Origin of the sequence: Salirhabdus sp. Marseille-P4669 (genome assembly GCF_900240405.1) — a bacterium.
Classification (GTDB): domain Bacteria; phylum Bacillota; class Bacilli; order Bacillales; family Alkalibacillaceae; genus OEQK01.
Genome location: NZ_OEQK01000007.1, coordinates 171,187 through 186,545, shown reverse-complemented (window position 1 = coordinate 186,545; position 15,359 = coordinate 171,187). Strand labels below are relative to the sequence as shown.

General features: G+C 38.6%; 17 protein-coding genes. 2 read left to right on the top strand and 15 right to left on the bottom strand.

From position 1 onward, the window contains the following. Window positions 1-6: 6 nt before the first annotated feature. From C1A05_RS14195 to C1A05_RS14185, 3 genes are all read right to left on the bottom strand, one after another. Complete coding sequence (locus tag C1A05_RS14195) at window positions 7-450, bottom strand: MarR family winged helix-turn-helix transcriptional regulator (RefSeq protein ID WP_102028896.1); 444 nt, start codon at window positions 448-450, stop codon at window positions 7-9. Window positions 451-664: 214 nt separating this feature from the next. Next, window positions 665-1,648 carry an aldo/keto reductase gene (locus tag C1A05_RS14190; RefSeq protein ID WP_102028895.1) on the bottom strand — a complete coding sequence of 328 codons (984 nt, stop codon included), beginning with the start codon at window positions 1,646-1,648 and terminating at the stop codon, window positions 665-667. Window positions 1,649-1,665: 17 nt separating this feature from the next. After that, complete coding sequence (locus C1A05_RS14185; RefSeq protein ID WP_102028894.1) at window positions 1,666-2,646, bottom strand: Gfo/Idh/MocA family protein; 981 nt, start codon at window positions 2,644-2,646, stop codon at window positions 1,666-1,668. Between the two features lie 197 nt (window positions 2,647-2,843). Here C1A05_RS14185 and C1A05_RS14180 point away from each other — a divergent pair, with 197 nt between their 5' ends. Then, entirely contained in the window at window positions 2,844-3,224 is a 381-nt protein-coding gene (locus C1A05_RS14180; protein WP_102028893.1) for a hypothetical protein, read from the top strand. Between the two features lie 113 nt (window positions 3,225-3,337). Here the strand turns inward: C1A05_RS14180 and mbcS are convergent, their stop codons facing one another. Further along, window positions 3,338-4,918: an acyl-CoA synthetase MbcS gene (gene mbcS / locus C1A05_RS14175; protein ID WP_102028892.1), complete on the bottom strand. Its 1,581-nt coding sequence runs from the start codon at window positions 4,916-4,918 to the stop codon at window positions 3,338-3,340. Between the two features lie 226 nt (window positions 4,919-5,144). On the opposite strand from mbcS, the gene C1A05_RS14170 reads away from it, so the two are divergent. Beyond that, the gene (locus tag C1A05_RS14170; RefSeq protein WP_102028968.1) at window positions 5,145-6,503 is read left to right on the top strand and encodes an IS1182 family transposase; all 1,359 of its coding nucleotides are present in this window, start codon (window positions 5,145-5,147) and stop codon (window positions 6,501-6,503) included. Between the two features lie 116 nt (window positions 6,504-6,619). On the opposite strand, the gene C1A05_RS14165 is transcribed toward C1A05_RS14170, so the two are convergent. The 11 genes from C1A05_RS14165 to pilM all read right to left on the bottom strand — a co-directional run bounded on the left by C1A05_RS14165 (window position 6,620) and on the right by pilM (window position 15,355). Further along, the gene (locus C1A05_RS14165) at window positions 6,620-6,967 is read right to left on the bottom strand and encodes a hypothetical protein (RefSeq protein ID WP_102028891.1); all 348 of its coding nucleotides are present in this window, start codon (window positions 6,965-6,967) and stop codon (window positions 6,620-6,622) included. A gap of 160 nt (window positions 6,968-7,127) precedes the next feature. Beyond that, window positions 7,128-8,219, bottom strand: a complete 1,092-nt coding sequence (locus C1A05_RS14160; RefSeq protein WP_102028890.1) for an ABC transporter permease — start codon at window positions 8,217-8,219, stop codon at window positions 7,128-7,130. Further along, complete coding sequence (locus tag C1A05_RS14155) at window positions 8,216-9,475, bottom strand: ABC transporter permease (RefSeq protein ID WP_102028889.1); 1,260 nt, start codon at window positions 9,473-9,475, stop codon at window positions 8,216-8,218. Before C1A05_RS14155 ends, C1A05_RS14160 begins: the two co-directional genes overlap by 4 nt. A 14-nt stretch (window positions 9,476-9,489) precedes the next feature. Further along, a complete protein-coding gene (locus C1A05_RS14150; RefSeq protein WP_102028888.1) occupies window positions 9,490-10,422 on the bottom strand; it encodes an ABC transporter ATP-binding protein in 933 nt (310 codons plus the stop codon). A 238-nt stretch (window positions 10,423-10,660) separates the two neighbouring features. Continuing rightward, window positions 10,661-10,852 carry a hypothetical protein gene (locus tag C1A05_RS14145; RefSeq protein ID WP_102028887.1) on the bottom strand — a complete coding sequence of 64 codons (192 nt, stop codon included), beginning with the start codon at window positions 10,850-10,852 and terminating at the stop codon, window positions 10,661-10,663. Then, the gene (locus C1A05_RS14140) at window positions 10,827-11,243 is read right to left on the bottom strand and encodes a YbaN family protein (protein WP_102028886.1); all 417 of its coding nucleotides are present in this window, start codon (window positions 11,241-11,243) and stop codon (window positions 10,827-10,829) included. Before C1A05_RS14140 ends, C1A05_RS14145 begins: the two co-directional genes overlap by 26 nt. Before the next feature lie 100 nt (window positions 11,244-11,343). Then, the gene (locus tag C1A05_RS14135) at window positions 11,344-11,976 is read right to left on the bottom strand and encodes a response regulator (RefSeq protein ID WP_102028885.1); all 633 of its coding nucleotides are present in this window, start codon (window positions 11,974-11,976) and stop codon (window positions 11,344-11,346) included. Beyond that, on the bottom strand, window positions 11,966-12,943 hold the full coding sequence (locus tag C1A05_RS14130) for a sensor histidine kinase (RefSeq protein ID WP_159462081.1): 978 nt from the start codon (window positions 12,941-12,943) through the stop codon (window positions 11,966-11,968). Before C1A05_RS14130 ends, C1A05_RS14135 begins: the two co-directional genes overlap by 11 nt. Window positions 12,944-13,185: 242 nt before the next feature. Beyond that, on the bottom strand, window positions 13,186-13,806 hold the full coding sequence (locus C1A05_RS14125) for a hypothetical protein (protein ID WP_102028883.1): 621 nt from the start codon (window positions 13,804-13,806) through the stop codon (window positions 13,186-13,188). Further along, window positions 13,803-14,366: a PilN domain-containing protein gene (locus C1A05_RS14120; protein ID WP_102028882.1), complete on the bottom strand. Its 564-nt coding sequence runs from the start codon at window positions 14,364-14,366 to the stop codon at window positions 13,803-13,805. The genes C1A05_RS14125 and C1A05_RS14120 overlap by 4 nt, the downstream gene beginning before the upstream one ends. Further along, window positions 14,366-15,355 carry a type IV pilus biogenesis protein PilM gene (gene pilM, locus C1A05_RS14115; protein ID WP_102028881.1) on the bottom strand — a complete coding sequence of 330 codons (990 nt, stop codon included), beginning with the start codon at window positions 15,353-15,355 and terminating at the stop codon, window positions 14,366-14,368. Before pilM ends, C1A05_RS14120 begins: the two co-directional genes overlap by 1 nt. Between the last annotated feature and the right edge of the window lie 4 nt (window positions 15,356-15,359).

The following is a 15,359-nucleotide window of genomic DNA, read 5'->3' as shown; positions in this document are numbered from 1 at the left end:
AACCACCTATTCCTTATGTTCTAATATGTCTGCTAATTTCTCGAGCTTTTCAATAATATTTGTAACTTCTTCTTTCTCGAAATGGGAAAGTACGTCCCCAAGAACCTCATAAAGCTTTTCGTTCCCTTTTTCTACTAGTTGTTTTCCTTCCTCTGTTAAGTGTAAAAAAACAACCCGTCGATCGGATTCATCTCGAACTCTTTCGATAAATCCGCGATCTACTAGACGATTAATTTGTGCAGTTACGGCACTTTTGCCAATCGCAAACTCATTGGCAATATCCGAACTTGTGCAGGACTCATTTTGATACAAGTATCGTAATGTTCCAAATTGGTCTGTTGTAAGCTCTTTATGAACCTTCTCATTCATAACACTTGTAACACGTCGGAATACAAGATTCATTGCACTCGTATATGCTTCAACAAGATGTTTTGTCTCTTTATAATCCATTGTCATACTCCTATGCCGAATTAGTTTGATAGATGAATAGTTCAATTAGCGAACTATTATAAGATAGCACCATTTCATCATTATGGCAACTCAAAAATTCTAAATGAATGGTAAAAATATTGTAAACACCCTAAGAAAGCTCCATTTTCCTAGTCGCACTAAAAATTGAACAAAAAAAAGAGAGGCCACACGTTTAGCCTCTCCCATAACATAATTAATACGCACCTCTAATATGGTCATGTACTTCTGAATGATAAAATTCCTCTAATCGCTTTAGCTCATCCTCTTGGTAAGAAGGAACTTGTAAAGCTTGCAGGTTATCTTCCACTTGCCCTACATTTTTAAACCCTGGAATGACACAAGATATCGCTTCTTGGTCAAGAATCCAACGAAGAGCTGCTCTTGTCCGATTTCCTCTATCCTTTGCAATCCATTTTATTTGTTCACTGAGGTCTACTCCCTTTGAAAATTCTAATCCACCAAAGGTTTCCCCTACATTAAACTGCTCTCCATTTGCGTTGAAGCTTCTGTGATCGTCTGCTTCAAATCGGTGCTCCTTCGAAAACTTTCCTGTTAAAAGACCACTTGCTAACGGAACACGTGCTAAAATTCCAACACCTTTTTCCTTCGCTTTCGGGAATAGCTTCTCTAGTGGCTTCTGACGGAAGAGGTTAAAGATTACTTGAAGTGCACGCACATTCGGATTTTCCAAACAGAAAAGTCCTTCTTCCACCGTTTCGACACTTACACCAAAATAGCGAATTTTCCCTTCCTGCTGAAGCTTATCTAACACGTCAAACACACTTCCATCTTTTAATATTTCAAATGGCGGACAATGAATTTGGTATAAATCCAACCGCTCCCGGTCTAATCGCTTCAACGTGTTTTCTAAGTAATGACGAACTGCTTTTTCTGAGTAATTATCTGGGTCGTGAATGTCCCCTGCACGGCAAAACTTAGAAGCAATATAGATGCTATCCTCTTTCCCTTTTGTTGCTTTCGCCAGCAATTCTTCACTATGTCCATTTCCATAAACATCAGCCGTATCAAAAAAATTAACCCCATTATCCATCGCTACATCTAACGCTCTTAAAGCTTCAGCGTCCGTAGTATTGCCCCAATCTCCACCAATAGCCCAAGTACCGAAGCTTAACTCACTCACCCTTAATTCCGTGTTTCCAAGTTGTCTGTACTTCATTTATGACACTCCTAACCTTATTTAGAATTTGCTTTTACAGATTCATAACAAGCATCGATTACGTTCATATTTTGAATCGTATCCTCACCTGTGTAGCTTGGTTCTGTATCATTTAGAATCACTTGTGAAAAATGTTCTACTTCCATCTTATATTGATCGGAAACAACTTTTTCCTCGCGTACTTCATTCCCTTTGTCTACAATAATAAGTCCTTCATGACCGTGATTATCTGGACGATATGCGCGTGGCACCGTAATGAAGCCTTTTGTACCCTTTACGATATATTCATTTCGCATTGGCGAATTAAAACTACAGTTAAACATCGCACGCACACCATTTTTCATTGTAAAAATTCCGTATGCCGCTTCATCAACATTAAATTTCGGATCTATATCTGCCTCTACATATACGTGTTCTGGCTCCGTTTGCAAAATATTGCGGATAGAATGGATGCAATAGCAGCCAATATCATAGATACTTCCGCCACCTTTTGTGGAATCCATACGAATATTATTTTCTCGATCGTTCATAAAGAATGAAAAGGTTGCTTCCATCATTTGTACCTCACCAATTTCACCAGACGCAATAATTTCTTTTACTCGATTATGTTGGCTATGAAATTGATACATAAACGCTTCCATAAACTTCACGTTGTTTTCACGGCAAATGGAAACAAGCTCTTCCGTTTCCTTTACGTCTAATGCGGCGGGCTTTTCACATAGGACATGCTTTCCCTTCTCTGCAGCTTTCACTACCCACTCTTTATGTAAATGATTTGGTAGAGGAATGTATACCGCATCCACATTCGGATCATCTAACAATTCCTCATAGCTTTCATATGCCTTTTCAATATGAAACTTCTCTGCAACTTCCTTCGCTTTCCCACTTCCACTTGCAATTGCTACTACCTCTGCGTTCTCCGCTCGTTCGATTGCAGGAATAAGCGCTTTTTGTGCAATATTTGCCGTGCTTAATATCCCGAAACGTATTTTACTCATGTTTTTCCTCCTATTTATACCTGTTGTTTATTTAAATGATTCGTTTGTTCAACTCCCATATAACATATTTGACCTTCAACCGAATTAATCCTTCCTTCTTGTCATTTTTGTCGAAAAGAAATGAAATCGAATTTTCCAATTATTATGAAACCTTTTGCTGTTGTTATCCGTCTATACTAATGGAGGAGGCGTCATGATTGAAAAAAATTTCGGCATTTACTCTTTTTATCGTTTTATTAGCTGCTTGTTCCGACCCTCAACTACTACCAGACAAGCAAATCGATAAGATGGTTCTGAAAAAAACGGATACTGGAGAAACCTTTTACATAACTGGCGATGAAGAAATAGAAGTATTTCAAAAGGCATTATTTGAAGCAAAAAAGCTAAATGGTATTCAAAGCATTTCAAGACAGGATTATGAAATTACCTTTCATTTTGAAAATACGGACCAAAAACCAATTTATATGTGGTTAAGTGAAAAGTCTGGAATTGCGATGGATCCTAAAAACGAAAAAGCTTGCTACACCATTCAGGAGCCTCATGTGGAGGCAATTCAATCACTAGGACTGGACTTATAACATACACATTTTGTATAATTCCGAGAAAGGCAAGCCAAACTAGTATATGTTTTCTATCCTTACCCCTAACATATAGAAAGGACGTTACCATAAACCTGGTAACGTCCCTTTTTTTATTTTACTGCTTGCTGCTCCCTTTTTCGTAATTCGACTCGGCGAATTTTTCCAGAGGTCGTTTTCGGTAATTCTTTAATAAATTCTATTTTTCTCGGATATTTGTATGGGGCTGTTAGTGCCTTTACATGATCCTGCAACTCCTTCACAAGCGACGCTTCTTCCTTGCTCACATTCGCCTTTAACACAACAAAAGCTTTTACAATACTACCTCGAACCTCATCAGGACTCGCAACAACCGCACACTCTTGAACATCTGGATGCTTCACCAAAGCATCCTCTACCTCAAATGGTCCAATTGTATATCCCGAGCTAATGATAATATCATCACTCCGACCCTCAAACCAAAAGTACCCGTCCTCATCTTTACTCGCTTGGTCTCCTGTTAAATAATAGTCGCCTCTTCTAGACATTGCTGTACGTTCTGGATCTTTAAAGTAATGCTTAAACAAGGCTGGCGTATCGAGATGGACTGCAATATCTCCTACTTCACCTGCTTTAACCGGTTGTCCGTCTTCGTTAATGATTTCTACTAAGTTCCCTGGTGTAGGCTTTCCCATTGACCCTGGCTTCACTTCCATACCCTTCGTAATGCCAACAAGCAACGTATTTTCTGTTTGACCGTAACCATCTCGTACCGTTACATTAAAATGGTTTCGGAATGTATCAATTACTTCCCGATTCAGCGGCTCTCCAGCAGAAACTGCACTATGCAAATGGGATAGCTTATAATCTGCTAGGTTATCTACTTTAGCCATTAGGCGATATTCGGTTGGCGTACAGCACAATACATTCACCTCATAGGAATCTAACAAACTTAAATATTTATTCGGATCAAATTTACCCGCATAGACAAAGCCAGTTGCCCCAGAACCTAATACGGATAGGAATGGACTCCATAGCCATTTTGCCCATCCCGGACCAGCAGTAGCCCAAACCGTGTCCCCTTCTTCGATACATAACCAATTGTTTGCCGCTGTTCTAAGGTGCGCATACCCCCATCCATGGGTATGCACAACTCCTTTGGGGTTACCAGTAGTTCCAGAAGTGTAGGAAAGGAAAGACATGTCATCACGACTTGTATCTGCTATTTCCAATTCCTCGGATTGGTCTTCCATAATTGATTCCAGATGAATCCAACCCTCTTTTGGCTCGCCTACAACAAGCTTTGTTAGATTACCGGTTTCTTCTACCTCTTCCAATACATCTGTAAACGCATGATACGTAATAACAGCTTTTACTTCTCCATGGTTTATCCGATATTGTAAATCTTTAGCACGTAACATTTCCGAACTCGGGAGAACGACAACACCTAGCTTTAAGGCAGCAATGTACACTTGATAGGTCTCTATTAATCTAGGAATCATCACTAATACTTTATCGCCCTTTTGTAATCCTAACCCTAGAAAAGCATTCCCAATCTGATTTGCATTTTTGAGTAAACGTTCATATGTAATTTCCTTTTTCTCACCTTGCTCACTTTCCCATTTGATTGCTAGACGTTCTGGGTCCTTCGCAAATCGCTCAAACTCCATTGCAATGTTGTACTTATCAGGTGCAATTAAATGCTGGTTATTCATTCTAATCTCCCTTTCTCATTTCTGTACTATACACGTATTTTAACAAAATAATTCAGAAAATTTCAAATTTATTTGAAAATGTTTGCTTTCTCAAATAGGAAAAAAGCTTTCCAAATTAGGAAAGCTCAGGCTGTCGAGAAAGTCTCGACAGCCTATATTTTTCTATTATACTTTAACAATTCAACGCGTTAATTTGTTATAATATAAGTAATAATAAAAGGCGGTGATTAGGTTGTTTCATACAAGAAATGAAAGTCAAAATGAAGCGGAATTTGTAATTCTTGAAGACTTAGTACCTCAAGATCATTTACTTCGAAAAGTCGATAAGTATATTGATTTTAAGTTTATTATTGATAAAGTGAAGCCGTATTATAGTGAGGATAACGGAAGGCCATCCTTAGATCCACTTGTGTTATTTAAGATGCTGTTTATCGGTTATTTTTATGGCATTCGTTCCGAACGCCAGCTAGAAAAAGAAGTACAGTTAAACGTGGCGTATCGCTGGTTTCTCGGATTAAAGTTATCTGATTCTGTTCCGGATCATACTACTATTAGTTGGAATCGCCGGAAACGATTTAAAGATACAAATATATTTCAGGAAATCTTTGATGAAATTGTAACTCAAGCAATAGATCATAATATGGTAGGTGGAAGGGTTCTATTTACAGATTCAACCCATTTGAAAGCGAATGCGAATAAGCATAAGTTTTCAAAAGAAGAAGTCGAAGTGGAAACGCGAGAATACATAAAAGAATTAAATCAAGCAATCGAAGAGGATCGACTTGCACATGGAAAAAAGTCTTTAAAAAACAGAGAGGAAGTGAAAGAAACAAAAACCGTTCGAAAAAGTAATACCGATCCAGAAAGTGGATTTATGTCTCGTGACCATAAACAAGAAATGTTCTGCTACCTAGACCACCGTACCACGGATATGAAATATAACATCATTACAGATGCCTATGTTACCCCAGGAAATGTCCATGATTCTGTCCCGTACTTAGAACGATTAGATCGACAGATCAAAAGATTTGATTTCAAAGTAGAAGCTGTTGCCTTAGATTCAGGTTATCTTACCAATCCAATATGTAAAGGACTATCAGATCGTAGTATATTTGGAGTCATTGCCCATCGTAGATATCACCCTACTAAAGGATTATTTCCAAAATGGAAATTCGAGTATAACAAAGAGGAAGATTTTTATATTTGTCCAAACGGAGAGAAATTGTCTTACTCCACAACAAATAGAGAGGGTTATCGGGAATATAAATCTAATCCTAAGAAATGTGCCATTTGTCCTCTTTTAGAACAATGTACCCGAGCCAAAAATCATCAAAAAGTTGTGACACGTCACGTTTGGGAAGAACATAAAGAGAAAGTTCGACAAAATCGTTTATCCTCATCCGGAAAAATGCTTTATAAATTTAGAAAAGAAAAAATAGAGCGAAGCTTTGCAGACTCTAAACAGCTGCATGGGCTTCGCTACTGCCGGTTACGGGGATTGGCCAATGCGAGTGAACAAGTATTACTCACCGCAGCGTGCCAGAACATGAAGAAGATTGCCACACACCTAGCCAAGCTTGGCTAGGTGTGTGGGAGTCTATTTTCATCCCCAAATACTTACCTAATATTTATGTGCTCCATACAACAAAAAAGCTTGTAGAGAAAAAACGCCCACTTTCTCTACAAGCTGAGCTTTCCAAATTAGGAAAGCTTCCAAGCTGGAATTAACGAATGAAATTGAAAACAAAAACTCATTACCACATGAATAACCGTATACAAAGCGAGCACTGTTACATAAGTAATGAGCCACTTGCTAAATGGTTTCTTTAAGAATAAATAGAGCAAAAGCATGCCCACTGGAAAAGGCATTAGGACGATTAACCATATTGGAGCACCTAGAGCTTCTGTTATGGCACCGATCGAAACGACGGAAATACCGATTAGAGAAGCCTGCCAAAGCGCTAAATAACTCTTCAAAAGTGTACTTCCAAAAAAATAGGATAGTGATGTTAAGACAACAGATAATATAAAGCTAAATATATAATGCATAACTTTCTCCTCATTTCCTTAAAAAGGCTGGGACATCAGCACGAGGAGGCTATAGCAGCTCCCTAAGGTCCGTGTAGTGAATTTCAGGAGCGGCATTTCCTCGCTTGTAAAAGTTCGGGTATTTCTTTTTAGGAAAATCTTTTGTCCCATCCTCATCTGATTAATGTTGCCTTCTCTCCATTAGGTTCAGTCCAATTCCCATCATTACAATACTCATAAGCACTAAGATACTGACTGGAAACACGGTTGCAGTTAACCCCTGACCATATAACGTTACTTGTTTAAAGGCGTCCATCACATGATAAATGGGAACAACCTCCGCTAATAGGAGCATTACTTTATTGGAAACAATTTCGATTGGCCAGTAGGCTCCACCAATCATCGCAAAGCTTACCGAAATTAGTGGAATCATTGCATTAAAGGTTTGCACATTTTTCGATAACCCAGCAATTAGCACTGTTAAGGAAACAATGCAAAGCACATATGGAATTAAGATGATTAGCGTTTTCCAATAACCACCGTAAAAGTCAATTCCAAGCACATATTTAAAAATAGAGAATACAAGCACAACCTGGATGTATCCTAAGAAAAAGGCATACACCATAATCCCAACGTACATTTCCCATTTCTTTGCTGGCGATAAAATAAAGCGATCCCAAATTCCATTTTGTTTCGCAACTAATAGATTGATCACGTTATATCCAATCGTATAGATTACAAAAAACACAGCAAATCCGAAGATGGCCTGAAGCTTCCCATCATAAATCCAATCATCCTCACTAGCTAAGCTTTTTGCATCTATTGTAAAAACCGGTGTATTTAAATCTGCTATTATGTCATCGGAATTCGTAGCTTGTGAATCCACAATCTTCTTTTCTTGTAAAAAGTCATAATAGGCTTTTTCTACGTTTTGTTGTAGTAATTGAAACCCTGGCGTTTCGGCTGAGCGCACATACTCAAAATGGTCTTCATAGAAAAGCACACCAGCCTCTGCGTCCCCTTCCCGTACCGCTTTCATTAGTTTTTCTTCATCCACTACCTCATATCGCTGTGATCCATACCCTTCAAGCGATTCCATTATCCTTTTTGTGTCCTTTTGATTCATCTCACTATAAACGGGAACATAGCTACTATAAGCCCCTCCAGTGTTTCCTAACATTAAGGCAAAGACGATCATGAAAAGGGTCATCAACAAAAATGTAGCTGGTTTCCGGACTAATAGCTTAAATTGTGCGTATATAAATCCCTTCATGCTTCTTGCCCCCTTTGTGGAATTACTAGTGCGGCTGCAACTAGTACCAACACCATAAATCCGCCTAAATAGGCTAAGTGTGGCCAAATTTCACTGATGCCGTATCCTTGTGCCGATGTTAAGTATGCCGTTAAGCCTGAGCCGTTCGGTGTTAAGTTACCTATAAAAGCAAACAGATCCGAATATTCCGAGAAGGGAAAAAAGCTTCCTCCTAATAAGGCAAATAGCGAGATAATCACATTGCTAAATAGGTTCGATGCAGAGTCTGTATTGAATCGATAATTTAACGCTGTTATCAATGCAGCTAAACAACCAACCGCCAAGCATATAAACAAGGTGACAAGGAAAAACTGCCATAGATTCGGCCATGTTGTTCCAAAGGCAACTGCAGAAACACCAAACAGAATCATTAATTGAGCAAATGCTAACAATGCACCAGATAAAAGAATGGCAATAAAATACGTCCATTTCGATATATTCGCTAGTATAATGCGGTCAAATACATGGATTCGTTTTTCATCAAATGCATAGTACCCAATGGTAGAAGAGATGTAGAGAACAAACATCATGCTCATTCCAATAACATAATAGAACGTTCCTGATACAGGAATTTGTTCATCAATAGTTTGAATGGTCCCAGTCACTTCCTCCGCGGTCACGACCACATCTTCCATTCCATATTTGTTCAGCGCCATATTTGTATTTACTTGGTCTTCATAAACTACTAAAATATCATGAACAATCTTTGAATTAAATTCCCCGTCATTAACATATAGGTTCAGTTTAGGTACTTCCGCTTCGTTAGCAAAAGCGCTTTTCATAAGTTGAAAGCTAAAATTTTCTGGAACTTCAATGATTGCGTCATACGTTTCATCCTTTTTTGCTTGTTCCAACTCTTCCGGAGCAATGCTTTCCAGCTTGATCATGTCCTTTAGCTCTTCGCTACCCAATACATTTTCCTTTAGCATTTGAATCGGTTGGAACTGTGCAACGTTTGTTTCGATCTCCTGCTTTGCTTCTTCCGGTAATGGCAATGCGAGCAATTCATCCTGCAATCGCTTCATTTCCTCTACTTCATTCGATTGCTCCACAATCCCTACTTTTGCATCAATGGTTGGTGCTTCAGGCGAAACCATATCCGCGACAGAAAACTTTATAATCGCAATTAGCACTAATGGCATCGCAAGAAGAAGGGTAATATTTTGCCGATCCCGAACGGCGAGAAGTAGCTGCTTTTTAATTAAGCTAAAAATCATTCCATCTCCCCCCTTTAATCCCGTAATGCTCGGCCAGTTAAATGTAAAAACACATCTTCTAACGACGGCTTCTGCACTTGCACCGATAAGAGTGGCGTGTTAGTTTCCTCCGCCTTTTCAATTATCGTTTGGAAAAAGTTCACATCCCTTGGAACAATAATCGATAAGGTTTTCTCTTTAACCGAAATCTGGTTTACTACAGGATTTTCCTCAAGCACCTCTACAAATGCCGGCTCTACTCTTTCCGTTTCAATAACAAAGGTTTGTTCAGCGGATAAAATACTTTTGATTTCTTCATTCGTTCCAGACGCAATAATATGACCTTTATCCATAATGTAAATACGATCACATAAAAACTCGACTTCCTCCATGTAATGGCTCGTATACACGATGGTAATCTTTTTTTCACGATTCAGCCTTTTCACAGTTTCCAAAATATAATTTCTGGATTGAGGGTCAATCCCAACCGTTGGCTCATCCATAAAGATTATCGTTGGTTCGTGCAGTAGCGCAACCCCAATATTTAAACGCCGTTTCATACCACCAGAGAACGTTTTTACTAAATCGTTTTGTTTTTCTGTTAAACCGATAATCTCAAGAACCTCATCTATTTTTCTCTGTAACTGCGCTTTTTCAAGTCGATATATTTTCCCAAAAAATAATAGATTTTCACGAGCCGTTAGTTCCAGGTATAACGCAATCTCTTGGGGAACCACACCTAGTTGCTCCCGTAGGTTCTGTGGCTTTTTAATAATACTTTCATTGTAAAATCGAACATCCCCACTAGTAGGCTTGATTAAGGACGACATCATGGAAATAGTAGTCGATTTCCCCGCCCCGTTCGGACCAAGTAATCCTACAATTTCCCCTTGCTCTAAATACAAATTCACGCCATCGACAGCCGATGTCTTTTTAAATTGTTTTCTCAAATCCGTAACTTCTAACACCGCAACCCCTCCCTTGATACGTTTATTTTATCTGGAAAAAGGAGATTGGCATTGTATCGCCAGTCACAAAATAATATAAAGAACCATGACTAGAGTCATAGGCTAATGGCATTTATATATATTTTTAGGTTTTGGAGGCCTGAGTACGTCGCGTGACACCTCCAAAAAAACCAAAAAAAGCATGCACCACTCAGGTACATGCTCCACACGATAAGGCATTGTTACAAAGTATAACAATCTATTTTGGATTTTTCCTTCTAAAGAAGTTCGTTAAGATAACAATCACAATACCTGCAATCATAATTGGAGTTCCGTGCTCCACATATGGTTGAAAGGCTTCAGACTTTGCGTCTCGTAATAATAATCCAGCTAAAAATACAACTAGTCCAAGATAAAAAATGATATTACCTGTGAGCGTGTACTTCTTCAAACCCATCACCTACCCTGTCTTTTTCTCGTGTTTTAATATGAAGTATAAACCATGTAAAATAGCTTGCGATAGCTACAAGTAAAGCTTTCACTAACACTAATGGTACTACAAAAATAACCGTATAACTAATTGAAATCCATAAAGTCGAAACACCGACCACTTTCGCCTTCAATGGAATTCCTTTACCTTCTCGATAATCTAAAATATAAGGACCAAAATATTTATTATGGACCAACCATGTATATAATCGCTCAGAGCTTCTTACATAACATGCTGCAGCTAAGAGTAGCAATGGGGTTGTCGGAATTAATGGTAGGACAACTCCAACAATCCCTAACCCTAACGAAAGGTTACCTACGATTATGAGAAAAAGCTTCGTGAACCCCTTCATCTGCTTCACCTACTTGGAAGTCTTTTACTTATAGTATAAGCGAAAATCATGATGCGTCCGAATTTGGAAGGAACAATTTTGTGACAGTCTCCGAGAATGTTTATGCCAAGTCATTCTTCACCGCAAAGATAGCCAGCTGCGTACGGTCCCGGAGCTCTAGCTTATGCAACGCTTGTGTGATATGATTTTTCACCGTTCCTATAGACAAATGCAATTCCTCTGCGATTTCTTTATTTGTTCTCCCTTGCCCTACCAATTTCGTAATCGCTAGCTCCCGATTGGATAATGGAATTTCTTGCTTAGGCGAGGATTTTTTCAACAGCTTTGGCATCATTTTTGCTGCGACCTCTTCGTGAATGGTCATTCCTCCTGACAAGCAGCTGTGAATGGCCTGAAGTAGCTTATCCGGGTCAGCTGTTTTCAATAAGAAGCCATCCGCACCCTCTCGCAATGCTTGCACCGCATACTCATCATCATTAAACGTTGTTAAAATAAGTATATACACATCCTTCCACCGCTCTTTAATTCGACGAGTGGCTTCAATACCATTCATGATCGGCATCCGAATATCCATAATCACAATATCAATAATGTGTTGCTCCATTTGCCGAATGGCTTCTTCCCCATTTTCCGCTTCTGCTACAACAGAAAAAGCACTATCCTGTTCAATCATCATCTTTAATCCACTTCGTACTATTGCTTGATCTTCCACAAGTAACATATTATAGCCCATGCTTATCCGCCTCCATTGGCAAAATACCAGACACTACAAACTCCGAATCATTTTGATAGACAGTCAATTCCCCATTTAACTCTACTAATCTCTTTTTCATATTGGTTAACCCAAATCCCCATTGAAACTTCCCCTTCAAATGGAGCTTATTTTTTACTGTAAACGTCAAATTCCCAACCGCATCTAGTGCCAAAACAACCTTCACTTCCCGTGAATGCGCATGACGCATGGCATTTGTTAACGATTCCTGCAGCACTCGATATAAAGCTACATTTTGCTCATTGGATAAGGGAGCTAACAAGACACCTTTTCGCAACGTAAAATCTAAATGGATATGACTTTCCGCCTCTAGCTTCCGAATGAGCTGCAGTACAGAGGACAGCCCCTCATGCTCCTCCACCTGAAGCTGCTTTACCGCCTGTCTCGTCTCTTCTAAACTAGTAGATGCAAGCTGCTTCAAGTCTTCATATTCCTGCCTTTTCTCCTGCATCGAAAGCATCTGCAATCGCATAAGTAACGCGGTTAGCTTATGCCCAACAGAATCATGAATGTCTCTAGCAATTTTTGTTCTTTCTTCTAATCGAGCAGCTCGCTCCGCCTCATGGGTTTGCCGCTTCAATATACGATATTCACTTAGTAGCTTCTCATACGTTTCCTTACGTTCTTCCTCATCGATATAATATATATTTAACAACAACAGTGGAAAAGCAAGGAACAACGCAAGTAAGAGCCACTCCATAGAAAAAGCATCTTGATAGTGATAGATGATAGAAAGACAGACAACAATAGAAAAAGCAACGTACATGATGAACTGTTTATTCGTTAAATAAAAGACACTTTTAATAACTAATAAGAAACATAACAACATTAAAAACAGATTTTGTTCGGCCTGTAAAAACAGGGCATAAGCACCAATAACACCAGTCATCCCAATATAAAGGTGCAGCACATTTTTTAAAATCGGCATGAAAAAGTATATACATAATAGAACACTATAAAACCAAATCATATGTAGAGATATGCTAGACTGTACATACTCTGTATAGCTTGCAAACCCTAGGAGTATAACTAGCGGAAGAAACGAGTACCAAAATCGCCGCAAAGGATCACATCTCTTTCTATCGTAATATTGTTATTATAACAAATTCGAAAATTTAGAAGATAAGAAAAACCAGATTAAAATGGTCGAATCCTTTTAATCTGGTTTCGTTATTGGAGTGGGTTTGTTTTGTTCGCTGGGTTTGGGATGTTGATGGATGGTTGGTGTTCACGTAGTCCATCTAGTCCCTCTTGATAATATGTCAAAAAAGTTAGTGTGAATTGTACATCATCGGTCTCCGATTCTGAAAAAGAAACCTGCTCAACCGAAAGGATACGATCACCTTTTTCTAGAAAATCGATAAAGTCCATCATGCTGTTATAGGAAGGAGACACCACATCCAATACAAAGGTGATACCTCGTAAACCCTCTACATTTACCTCTTCAAAGGAAACGGGCTCTGCCTCAGCAATATTGTAGTTAGAAATCGTACTACCCGATACAGACTGGGCGTCGTTTAATAGATAAAATAATTGCTCGTAATATGGATGAAGTGGTAACTGATTTTGCAAGGCGATTGCTTCCCCCGAAATATCCATACCCAATTCTGTATCATGTCGCTTTTGAATGGCTGCCAACTGCTTCTTTTCTGTCGAAATAGACCGTTCCACTTTGGCTAGTTCGTCGTATAGGGGTTTTATCTGTAAAAAGTAAACTCCAACGATTCCGAATAAAAAGACACCTGTTAGACTGAGCAATATGATTTTCTGTAGCTTTGTCATTTTTTTCATTTCACATCACCACCCAGTTTCCCCCTCAATAGCACTTGGTCTATTACAATCTCGTATTGAGCGATATATGTCGGTGATTCCCTTATCTCAACGCCACTAGATACACTCAACAGCCCCACCGTAGTAATCCAATTTTGTTCGTTTAAATGATGTAAATAATGCGAAGCGTCTAAATCATCACTAAGTAATACTTCCATATAAACCGTTTCTCCGCTGTACTCAAATGTTTGAAAATAACCATCAGCAGGAAGAAGCCTTGAAAAATTCGTAATCAAAACATCTGAATCTATTGGATGCTGTTGTAGTGTATTTACAGACTTCTGTAAGCTTTGCAAATCTGTATAACCAGAGGTAGTCAAATCCCCCTGTAGCTTCGCCCGTTGTAATTCAGTAGCTTGCAAGGTCATTTGTTTATTTTCTATATTCTTTTCTAAAACAGAGGAATAATAAAAAGCACCGGCAATGAGAGCACAAATAAGTATACCAATTGTAAGGAGTAGCCAATAAAATAATTTATTATTATTTTCGTGTTTTTGAAGCAAATTAACATCTGCTAACATTAGACTCCCTCTTTCAACGCTAGACCTAAGACATTGTAGTATTTCGTATCGACTTCCATATCTTGTGCTACCTGAATTTTATCTGGTGCAAGGGTTTGAACTGGTGTTTCCAATCTCATCTGCATCCCTTCAAAAATCTCATCCATAAATGGGTGATCACCCGTTAACAATATTTTGGTAACCTGTTTTTCACCACTACGTAACGTATATTGATAAAAACGGAGGATGCGCTCCATTTCTGTATAAATATCCGATATGGCACTCAAGACGTTATCTCGATTAAACTGTTCTTTTGATAAAATTCCACCTTGAGATAATGCAGCAACCTTCCACGTATCAGGTACATAGGGAATGGTTACTTCCTGCATGAAAATTGGCTTGTGCTGTTCAAATACACTTATAGATGCCGATTTCACATCGAATTGTGCTAGCATATAAATATCATTTTCGTTTGTTATTCCATAATGATGGAAAAGACGATATTGGCATAACGCTGAGACATCTGCAACTACAGGCAGTGCTCTTTCTCCTTTAAAGAAGTCGTAATAGCTATCTACCACTTCTTCAGAGGATGCTACTACTAGCGCCTGCTTTTTATCTTCTATTACACCTAAGGAAATCGCGTCTACAATTGGATTCTCAAAAGGCAAATGAACACTATGACCCAATTCAAAATAGATGTAGCCCGTTAATTCTTCATCAGCCGTATCTGCTGGAACATCAATGGTTCGGATAATAACAGAGGAGTCTGGGACAATAAATCGTATTTTTTTCCCTCTCAGTTTCCACTTACGAACACAATACTTTAATGTTTTCACAAACAATTCTTCATCTACTACATGTCCATTTTCTACAACGCCTTTTGGAATATAGTACTCATCGCAATGTGTAACAACAGCAGACTTTTTGTTATTTTTCATTTCCGCATAGCGAATGACATAATCTTGTATTTCTATATTTGCAAACTTTTTGCCACCAATTAACGCCATACTC